Origin of the sequence: Methanobrevibacter sp. (assembly GCF_045636185.1) — an archaeon.
Taxonomy (GTDB): Archaea; Methanobacteriota; Methanobacteria; order Methanobacteriales; family Methanobacteriaceae; genus Methanocatella.
The window spans coordinates 1-8,219 of the sequence record NZ_JAZTXC010000107.1; the positions used below are offsets into that span (position 1 = coordinate 1).

Below are 8,219 nucleotides of genomic sequence, written 5' to 3' on the forward strand. Positions count from 1 at the left end.
AAAAAAAAAGTTAACTCAAAAAAACTAAAAATAGTAAATTTTTTTTAAAAGAATTATTATATATTATAAATGTAATGTTATTTATTTAGCATTACTATAGGTCTATGTGGAAAAATTAATATAAATCTAAAATTAGGAGACTTTTATAAAACATGGTGTTATAATGGTTGTTTCATTAATTTTAACACTGTGTTTAATGGGGGTTGTTTCAGCTAACGAAAATATGACCGTTAACTATGATGATACCCAAATACAAATAGTAGAAGAAAATATTCCAATTGAATCAATTGAAATTAATGACATAGAAGATTATTCTTCAGACATTAATGAAAAAATTGACGATAATCAAGGTTATAATACCCATATCGAAAATTCAAATGCTTTAAATGATCAAATGGATTTACCTATAAACTTCGAATATGTTGAAATTAATGACATGAACACCGAAAACATGTTTAATAATAAAATAAGTTCTTCTAATGGATATGTAACTTATAATGAAAATCTTTTGAGTTTACCTTTAATTGAATCAGATTTAAACAACGATTCTATTATGGTTAAAAACGAAGAAAATAGAAACATACTATTTTCTGGTGATGCTGGTCTAAATACCGCTAATCTTTGGAATAAATCTACCTGGATTAATGGACTTTCAAGCAATGAATCAGATAATGCTTTAATTAAAAGACCACATATAACTGGATTTATAAGTAATCAAACATTTTATAATAATTATCCACAACAAGATTTACCTCTTGAATATGCCATAATAGGTGTTTCAAGAGACATTGATGATGCATTTATTTGGAATAAATCAGATGAAAACGCGTTAATCATTGTTGATATGGTAAATGAATCTACGGATAACATTCTAGATTTAAACCTTAATGAAGAGTTAAATCCATCATACCAAATTGGTGTTGATGCAAGTTTAAAAGCTCTAGATTATTTCAAAAGACAAGGTATTAACATTCAAAAAGGTTACCCATATCTATATGTTTTAACATCCGCAAGTTATGTTAAAATCAATGAAACAAGTACTGATGAAGCCATAAATTGAATTTCTGATGTGCTTGGATTGGAAATAAATAAAAATATATTTCCTATACATTATTCATTATGGAAGGATTTAGTATTTTATTATTTATGGATAGACAGCGCTAATCCTGATAATATGGTGTCATATGGACTAATATATGATGTTACATTATCTGAAGTAATAGAATCCAATGAAATAAAAATGCAAGGAGATTATATCATATATTGTATAATTTCACATGATAATGAATATTCTCCTTCAGGAAAAGGTTATTTCAATAGCGGAAATTTAATTATTAATAGCTTTACAAATGCAATGAATAATATGACAAACACCAATAAAACAAATAAAACATCCAATGTTACCGGTACAAATCAAGGGGGCGGTAATATGGGTGAAATTGTCAGAAATTCCGTTGCCTTTAAAGGCAATATTAATAATTTGTTTTATGTTATTGGAGCAATAATTCTTATTTCATTATTATTTGGTGTTGTTCATTCAAAACGCAACTAGAGAATATTTTGCATCAATTGTGAAATATTCTTTTATTTTTTTTAAATTTTATATAGCTAAAACAATAAATTATTATTTGATTTAAATGAATAAGAATTTTGCACGATTTTTAATTACAAACTTTATAACTTCTCTCATCATAGCATATGTGGCTTGCTTTATATTAGCAACCATAGGGCTTAAGGATGTTTTATTCATAGGCAACCTATTCGGAATATATTATTTAGTAATATATGGATTGAATGCTGCTGTTGAAAACGGTTATATTGAAAATAATTACAAAAGAAGCATCTTTGCACTTGTTTATGTCCTATTATTTGATATAATTTTTATTGCTTTAATGCCATTACTGTTTGGCTATAATCTCTTTTTACCTGCAGATTACATAGCTTTCGTTTTAAATGGATTTGAATTTAATTTAATTCTAAATTCATTCTTTTACATGATTATCTTTACTATAATCATATTAATCTTTAATTATAATCTATCCAAATCAGAAGCTAGAATCTAGCATTTTCATGCTTTAAAAGAAATAATTTTCTATCAATACCCCCAGCATAGCCTGTCAATGCTCCATCCGATCCAATTACCCTATGGCATGGAATAATGATGGAAATCGGATTGTGTCCAACGGCGCCTCCAACAGCCTGAGCAGACATCTTTTCAATTCCTCGATTTTCAGCAATTTTAGATGCAATGTCTTTATAGCTAGCAGTTTGCCCATAAGGAATCTCGCAAAGTAATTTCCATACCTCCAGCCTAAAATTACTGCCCTGAGGTCTCAGACTTAATTCGTCGATTGGTGGCTTTTCACCACCAAAATAGCTATCCAACCATTTTTTGGTTTTAATCAGTATTCTATCTTCTTTTTCAATTAAATTTTGAGAAATATTGGACAAATAATACTTCTGTCCTTCAAACCATGCCCCTATTAACATATTATTCTTGGAAGCAAGTAAAATATCCCCCAATGGTGATTTATAGTATGTTGTATTAATCATTTTAAAAAATAAGAGAAAGATGGCTTAATAACCATCTACTAAAACTTTTAACTCGCCAGTTACAATATCGATTATGAGACCATGTACCGGTACATCAGGAATCAATGGGTGGTTTTTGATTTTTTCTACAACGTCGATAACGTTTTGCTCTTCGGATTCAAATCCACCAATCCATTGTGCCAAATCATATTTAGCTATGTCTTCTTCTTTAATTCCTCTAGCAATCATTTTTTCTTTTAAAGCTTCAGCATCAGCCCCTGCCATACCACATTCAGTATGACCAACGACCATTACCTCTTCAGCTCCAAGATTGTATAATGCGGCACCAATTGATCTGATAGCATCTTCACCAACAATTGAATTACCTGCATTTCTGACTATCTTGGCATCTCCTCTTTTTAAACCTAATGCCGGTTCGAAAAAGTCAATTAATCGACAGTCCATACAAGTTAAAATAGCTAATTTTTTAGCTGCATGGTGAGACATTTCTGTGCCTTCAAAGTTTTCAACAAATTCCTTATTATCCTTTAAAACATTCTCCAAAATTGTCATTTTAATCTCCCCTGGCCATTGCGGTAAGACCAGTTCTTGAAATCTTTTTGATTCCATAGTTATTTAATAAAGATATAAATGCATTAATTTTTTCTACATCGCCAGTTATTTCAATCATTAATGTTTCTTCAGATACATCAACAATATTTGCTCTGAAAATACTAACATTTTGAATTATTTCGGCTCTTGCCTTTTCATTAGGAACATTGACTTTAACAAGGCATAATTCCCTTTTGACTGCATTATTAGTAATATCTTTAATCTTGATAACATCAACCAATTTATTTAGCTGCTTTGTAACTTGTTCCAATATTTTTTCATCGGCTTTTACAGTAATGACCATTCTTGCTAGACCATCGGTTTCTGATTTGCCAACCGTAATGCCTTCAATATTAAAATCTCTTCTTGTGAATAATCCTGCTACCTTCTGTAAAACTCCAGGCCTATTTTCTACAAGCGTGCTTATAACATGATAATTTTCTTCCATTTAAATCACATCTTTTTCAAGTTTGTATTCGCCAATCATTTCATTGATACCTGCTCCCGGAGGTAACATCGGAAGCGCCTCTTCAGAATCTATGACAACATCTATCAATATAGCTTCATTATCCTTAATTGCACTTTTTAACGCTTCTTTAGTTTCACCTGGCTTTTCAACTTTTAGAGCATTGATGCCAAAGCTTTCAGCTAATTTAACAAAGTCTGGACTATCTTTAAACTCTGTTTCGGAATGTCTTCCATCATACAATAAACTTTGCCATTGATAAACCATCCCCAAAGTTCTATTTTCAAGCACGACTGCGATTACAGGCAAATCATAATCATAAACAGTTGCCAATTCCTGACAAACCATTAAAAATCCACCATCACCATTAAGGGATACAACAGGGTCTTCCGGACATGCAACTTTAGCACCAATAGCTGAAGGGAAACCGAATCCCATAGTTCCAAGCCCCCCTGAAGAGATGAATTTACGTGGTTTTTGAGTGTCATAAAAATGAGCCGCCCACATTTGATTTTGACCGACATCAGTTGTCAGTATGGAATCAGCAGTTAAAACTTCACTAATTTCCTTGATTACAGATTGAGGTTTAAGCGGAACATCATCGTATGTGACCCTCGGCATCAAATCAACTTTTCTCTGTTTAATTATATCTGTCCAGGCATTGACATCATTAGATGCAGCATAACCTTTAAACAGTTTATTTAATGATATTAAAATATTTTTAGCATCCCCCACAATTGGTAAATCCACTTCTACATTTTTACCTATTTCAGCAGGGTCAATGTCAATGTGAATAACCTTACTACCTGGAACAAAACTGTCCAATCTGCCAGTAGTTCTATCTGAAAATCTGATACCTATGGCTATTAACAAATCGCACTCATTGACTGAATCATTGGAAACCTTTCTTCCATGCATTCCAAGCATCCCCAATGCCAGTTCATCTCTTTCATTAATTGCTCCCTTACCTAAAAGTGAAGTCATGACAGGAGCATTTATTAAATGTACAAATTCATTAAATTCATCACAGGCATCAGCCAAAATGACACCAGCACCGGCAAGCACCAATGGTCTTTTAGCTTGTTTAATTAATTCATAAGCTTTTTTAATTTGTCTTGGATTTCCTTTCAATGTTGGATTGTAACCCGGAGTTTTAATTAAATCATCATCAAAACTTGTAAGTTCACCCTCTTGCACTTCTTTAGGAACATCAATCAATACAGGTCCAGGTCTTCCACAAGTAGCTAAATCAAAACTAGTTTTTATTATGGAAGGTATCAAATTAGGATCTTTCGGTTGAAAACTATGCTTGACAATAGGCATAGTGATACCTATAATATCTGCTTCCTGAAATGCATCATTTCCTATTAAATGAGTTGGAACTTGTCCTGTTATAGCTACAATAGGAGAAGAATCCATAAAAGAAGTAGCAATACCAGTGACCAAGTTAGTTGCACCTGGCCCAGAAGTTGCCAAGCACACTCCCACCTTACCTGAAGCTCTTGCAAATCCGTCAGCTGCATGAGCTGCTGCTTGTTCGTGCCTAACTAGGATATGGTTGATATCTGCATCATATAACATATCATAGAATGGTATGGTTTGTCCTCCAGGATAACCGAATATTGTTTCTACTCCCATTTTTTTAAGGGATTCAATTATTGCTTCTCCGCCTCTCATTTCTAAAACCTTTATTAAATCTTTTATTATAATCTAATTTTTGTGTGGTAGAATATATATAATTAGTCATTAGTGAAAATTAAAATTTAAAAAAATTAATATAGTTAAAAATTGAAATAAATTAAACACAAATAACTAACTTTGATAATCATGAAATATTCAAAAATATTATGCCATAGAATACCTGAAAGAAGCTTTCATTATAAAAATCACCAGTTTCCAGTTTGTGCAAGGTGTACCGGGTTTTATACAGGTTTAATAGTATTTTTAATATATAATTACTTTTATCCAGTTAATTATACCTTAAGTTTATTCATAGCATCAATAATATTGCTTATTCCAGCAGGAGTTGATGGATTTACTCAATTATTGAAGTGGAGAGAAAGCAATAATAATCTAAGATTTGTTACCGGATTCATTGGTGGAATAGGTTTGATTATTTTTATGAAAATAGCTGTAAAAATCTTTTTTAATTTAGTAGGTGCATATTTATGAGTTTTTGTCCGGAATGTGGTGAAGAAAATCCCGAAGGAAGTAAATTCTGTAGAAAATGTGGTATTAACTTAGTTCATGAGACACCTGAAACTGAGCCTAAAAAAGAAACAACGGCTAAAAAGGTTACAGTCGAAGACAGCAGAGGTCCGATTAATCCAAGACCTGCCAATACATCAAATACCAGCAATAATTCAAATGATGATAACGACCGTTGGTGCTGGTGCTGTGTTTGTATAGTCTTTTTATTTATAGTATTTGCCATTCTCGGCCATTAATCCTTTAAATAATGATAAAGGACAGCTTTTTGCGCATGAAGCCTATTTTCCGCTTGATCATAAACGATTGATTGATTACCATCAATGACTTCAGCTGAAACTTCCTGGTCTCTAACTGCAGGTAGGCAATGCATAAAAATAGCACCATCATTAGCAATATCCATTAATTTCTGATTAACCTGGTAAGGTGAAAGATCTTTTTCCCTTTGTGCTTTTTCAGCTTCATCACCCATACTTACCCATACATCAGTATAAACAATGTCAACATTATCCAGTGCAACATTAATATCGTCAGAAACAGTTATTTTAGTATTATTTTCATTTGCATATTCATTGGCTATTTTTAAGATATCTTCACATGGTTCATAACCTTTAGGACAAGCTACAGACATGTCCATACCTAAAAGAGGAGCAATCAATAAAAGGGAATTACATACATTGTTTCCGTCACCAACAAAACAAATTTTTTTATTTTCAAATGAACCAAAATGCTCTTTTACTGTTAACATATCAGCCAATGCTTGGCAAGGGTGTTCTAAATTAGTCAATCCGCTAATAACAGGCACTTTAGAATATTTGGCTAATTCAACTACATCCTGATGTTCAATAGCCCTAATCATTATTCCATCAACAAAACGACTTAATACTTTAGCCGTGTCTGAAATAGGTTCTCCTCTGCCCATTTGTAAGTCATTAGATGATAAGAATATTCCTCTTCCACCTAATTGATACATTCCAACGTCAAATGAAACTCTAGTACGTGTTGAGGACTTTTGGAAAATCATGGCTAAAGTTTTACCTTCCAAAGGCTTATCTTCTACTTCGCCTGCTTTAATTTTAATAGCTAAATCAATAATATATGAGACTTCCTCTTTAATATCACAAATAGATAATAGACTATCCATATAATCCCCTCTAATAAAATAAAATATTTGTTATTTATATATATTAAATATTATGTTTTCATTCCAAAGTTAATACAATATGTTATTTGAAAAAAAATTCGATGAAAAAAAAGAAAAACTATTTTACAGGAGTAAAATAGTTTATATATTTTAATCCAATTCATTAATGGATGTTCCTTTTGTTTCAGGGAATACCCAAATCCAAAGACCAACCAATATTGCAAATATTGAAGCTATAGCAATTCCGTAACTCAAATCAAAGTATGTGGCAACAAGAGTTATTGTTATAGGTGTGAGGAATTGCGCCCCACGTGCAAGATTGAATACTGTACCAACACCCGTATTTCTGATTTTTGTCGGGAATAGTTCTGAGAATAGTGAACCAAATCCACCAAAGAATCCTGTTCCAAATCCGGTTAAAAACATACATACGAATATTAAATCATGAACTGCAGCAATCTGATTCCAGCAGATCGTAATCATGGCTATACTTATGCCCATAATAAAACTGTAAATGGTAAATGCAGGACGTCTTCCAAGCTTATCGGCCACATAACCGAAAGTGGTATAACCTGTAAAATCACCGCATTGAATTAATACAATTCCAAATGTTGTGCCTACAGCTGCCAATCCTCTTTCTTGTGCAAGGTAGGTTGGAAGCCAGGAATAGGTATACCAATATGCTGACATACCGAATCCACATAATATCAAACACATAAGGAATATTTTTCTATATTCTTTTGAAAATAATTCTTTAAATTCCTGGAGGGGATGTTTGTTTTTAAATTGGTCTTTATTTTGAAGCCAGACATCGGATTCCTTAAGATGTCTCCTAATGTGGATGACACTAAGTGCAGGAAGGACTGAAACTAAAAATGTCAATCTCCAGCCAATGATTGGACATACTAATCCTCCCACTATTGCAGCTAAAATTACACCAATTGGCGCTCCAGATTGCATAAAAGCTCCGAATTTTGCTCTTAATTTGGTAGGAAATGTTTCATTAATGTAAATCTGACCGGTAGCCCATTCTCCACCAACACCTAAACCTGTTATAAATCTAAATATTACTAATGAATAAAAAGACCATGAAAATGCAGATAACATAGTGCCTATGGAATATATGATTATTGTGCATTGCAATACTTTCTTACGACCATATTTATCGCCCAATGCTCCAAAAACAATACCTCCTAAACCAGTAGCAAATAATGATATCCCCAGACACAAAGAGAGCATTTCAGCGGAAAAATGAAG

General features: G+C 32.4%; 11 protein-coding genes. 5 read left to right on the forward strand and 6 right to left on the reverse strand.

All coding sequences use genetic code 11. The features are described from left to right. The first annotated feature begins 163 nt into the window (after window positions 1-163). The 3 genes from ACKI3Q_RS06020 to ACKI3Q_RS06030 all read left to right on the forward strand — a co-directional run bounded on the left by ACKI3Q_RS06020 (window position 164) and on the right by ACKI3Q_RS06030 (window position 2,063). Window positions 164-1,060 carry a hypothetical protein gene (locus ACKI3Q_RS06020; protein WP_407415245.1) on the forward strand — a complete coding sequence of 299 codons (897 nt, stop codon included), beginning with the start codon at window positions 164-166 and terminating at the stop codon, window positions 1,058-1,060. 117 nt (window positions 1,061-1,177) lie between these two features. Further along, on the forward strand, window positions 1,178-1,552 hold the full coding sequence (locus ACKI3Q_RS06025; RefSeq protein ID WP_407415247.1) for a hypothetical protein: 375 nt from the start codon (window positions 1,178-1,180) through the stop codon (window positions 1,550-1,552). An 85-nt stretch (window positions 1,553-1,637) separates the two neighbouring features. After that, a complete protein-coding gene (locus tag ACKI3Q_RS06030) occupies window positions 1,638-2,063 on the forward strand; it encodes a hypothetical protein (protein WP_407415249.1) in 426 nt (141 codons plus the stop codon). Here ACKI3Q_RS06030 and ACKI3Q_RS06035 read toward each other — a convergent pair. Genes ACKI3Q_RS06035 through ACKI3Q_RS06050 form a run of 4 tightly spaced genes read right to left on the reverse strand, consistent with a single transcriptional unit; the run spans window position 2,053 to window position 5,287 of the window. Further along, window positions 2,053-2,553 carry a methylated-DNA--[protein]-cysteine S-methyltransferase gene (locus ACKI3Q_RS06035; RefSeq protein WP_407415251.1) on the reverse strand — a complete coding sequence of 167 codons (501 nt, stop codon included), beginning with the start codon at window positions 2,551-2,553 and terminating at the stop codon, window positions 2,053-2,055. The genes ACKI3Q_RS06030 and ACKI3Q_RS06035 overlap by 11 nt on opposite strands. A 24-nt stretch (window positions 2,554-2,577) precedes the next feature. Next, window positions 2,578-3,105 carry a carbonic anhydrase gene (locus ACKI3Q_RS06040; RefSeq protein WP_296808222.1) on the reverse strand — a complete coding sequence of 176 codons (528 nt, stop codon included), beginning with the start codon at window positions 3,103-3,105 and terminating at the stop codon, window positions 2,578-2,580. Window position 3,106: 1 nt separating this feature from the next. Continuing rightward, the gene (gene ilvN / locus ACKI3Q_RS06045; protein WP_407415253.1) at window positions 3,107-3,592 is read right to left on the reverse strand and encodes an acetolactate synthase small subunit; all 486 of its coding nucleotides are present in this window, start codon (window positions 3,590-3,592) and stop codon (window positions 3,107-3,109) included. Next, window positions 3,593-5,287, reverse strand: coding sequence for an acetolactate synthase large subunit (locus ACKI3Q_RS06050; RefSeq protein WP_407415255.1), 1,695 nt, complete (start codon window positions 5,285-5,287; stop codon window positions 3,593-3,595). A 150-nt stretch (window positions 5,288-5,437) separates the two neighbouring features. On the opposite strand from ACKI3Q_RS06050, the gene ACKI3Q_RS06055 reads away from it, so the two are divergent. Then, on the forward strand, window positions 5,438-5,782 hold the full coding sequence (locus ACKI3Q_RS06055) for a DUF2085 domain-containing protein (protein ID WP_407415257.1): 345 nt from the start codon (window positions 5,438-5,440) through the stop codon (window positions 5,780-5,782). Beyond that, window positions 5,779-6,057, forward strand: a complete 279-nt coding sequence (locus tag ACKI3Q_RS06060) for a zinc-ribbon domain-containing protein (protein ID WP_407415259.1) — start codon at window positions 5,779-5,781, stop codon at window positions 6,055-6,057. The genes ACKI3Q_RS06055 and ACKI3Q_RS06060 overlap by 4 nt, the downstream gene beginning before the upstream one ends. Here the strand turns inward: ACKI3Q_RS06060 and argF are convergent. Beyond that, window positions 6,054-6,962: an ornithine carbamoyltransferase gene (gene argF, locus ACKI3Q_RS06065; RefSeq protein ID WP_407415261.1), complete on the reverse strand. Its 909-nt coding sequence runs from the start codon at window positions 6,960-6,962 to the stop codon at window positions 6,054-6,056. The two genes, ACKI3Q_RS06060 and argF, sit on opposite strands and share 4 nt — an antisense overlap. A gap of 150 nt (window positions 6,963-7,112) precedes the next feature. Next, on the reverse strand, window positions 7,113-8,219 hold a 1,107-nt coding region (locus ACKI3Q_RS06070; protein WP_407415263.1), incomplete at its 5' end, for an MFS transporter.

What these genes read in the sequence shown, in the direction of transcription:
- ACKI3Q_RS06020 (WP_407415245.1), top strand. Translation starts at nt 164, where the DNA reads ATGGTTGTTTCATTAATTTTAACACTGTGTTTAATGGGGGTTGTTTCA.
- ACKI3Q_RS06030 (WP_407415249.1), top strand. Translation starts at nt 1,638, where the DNA reads ATGAATAAGAATTTTGCACGATTTTTAATTACAAACTTTATAACTTCT.
- ACKI3Q_RS06035 (WP_407415251.1), bottom strand. Translation starts at nt 2,553, where the DNA reads ATGATTAATACAACATACTATAAATCACCATTGGGGGATATTTTACTT.
- ACKI3Q_RS06040 (WP_296808222.1), bottom strand. Translation starts at nt 3,105, where the DNA reads ATGACAATTTTGGAGAATGTTTTAAAGGATAATAAGGAATTTGTTGAA.
- ilvN (WP_407415253.1), bottom strand. Translation starts at nt 3,592, where the DNA reads ATGGAAGAAAATTATCATGTTATAAGCACGCTTGTAGAAAATAGGCCT.
- ACKI3Q_RS06050 (WP_407415255.1), bottom strand. Translation starts at nt 5,287, where the DNA reads ATGAGAGGCGGAGAAGCAATAATTGAATCCCTTAAAAAAATGGGAGTA.
- ACKI3Q_RS06055 (WP_407415257.1), top strand. Translation starts at nt 5,438, where the DNA reads ATGAAATATTCAAAAATATTATGCCATAGAATACCTGAAAGAAGCTTT.
- ACKI3Q_RS06060 (WP_407415259.1), top strand. Translation starts at nt 5,779, where the DNA reads ATGAGTTTTTGTCCGGAATGTGGTGAAGAAAATCCCGAAGGAAGTAAA.
- argF (WP_407415261.1), bottom strand. Translation starts at nt 6,962, where the DNA reads ATGGATAGTCTATTATCTATTTGTGATATTAAAGAGGAAGTCTCATAT.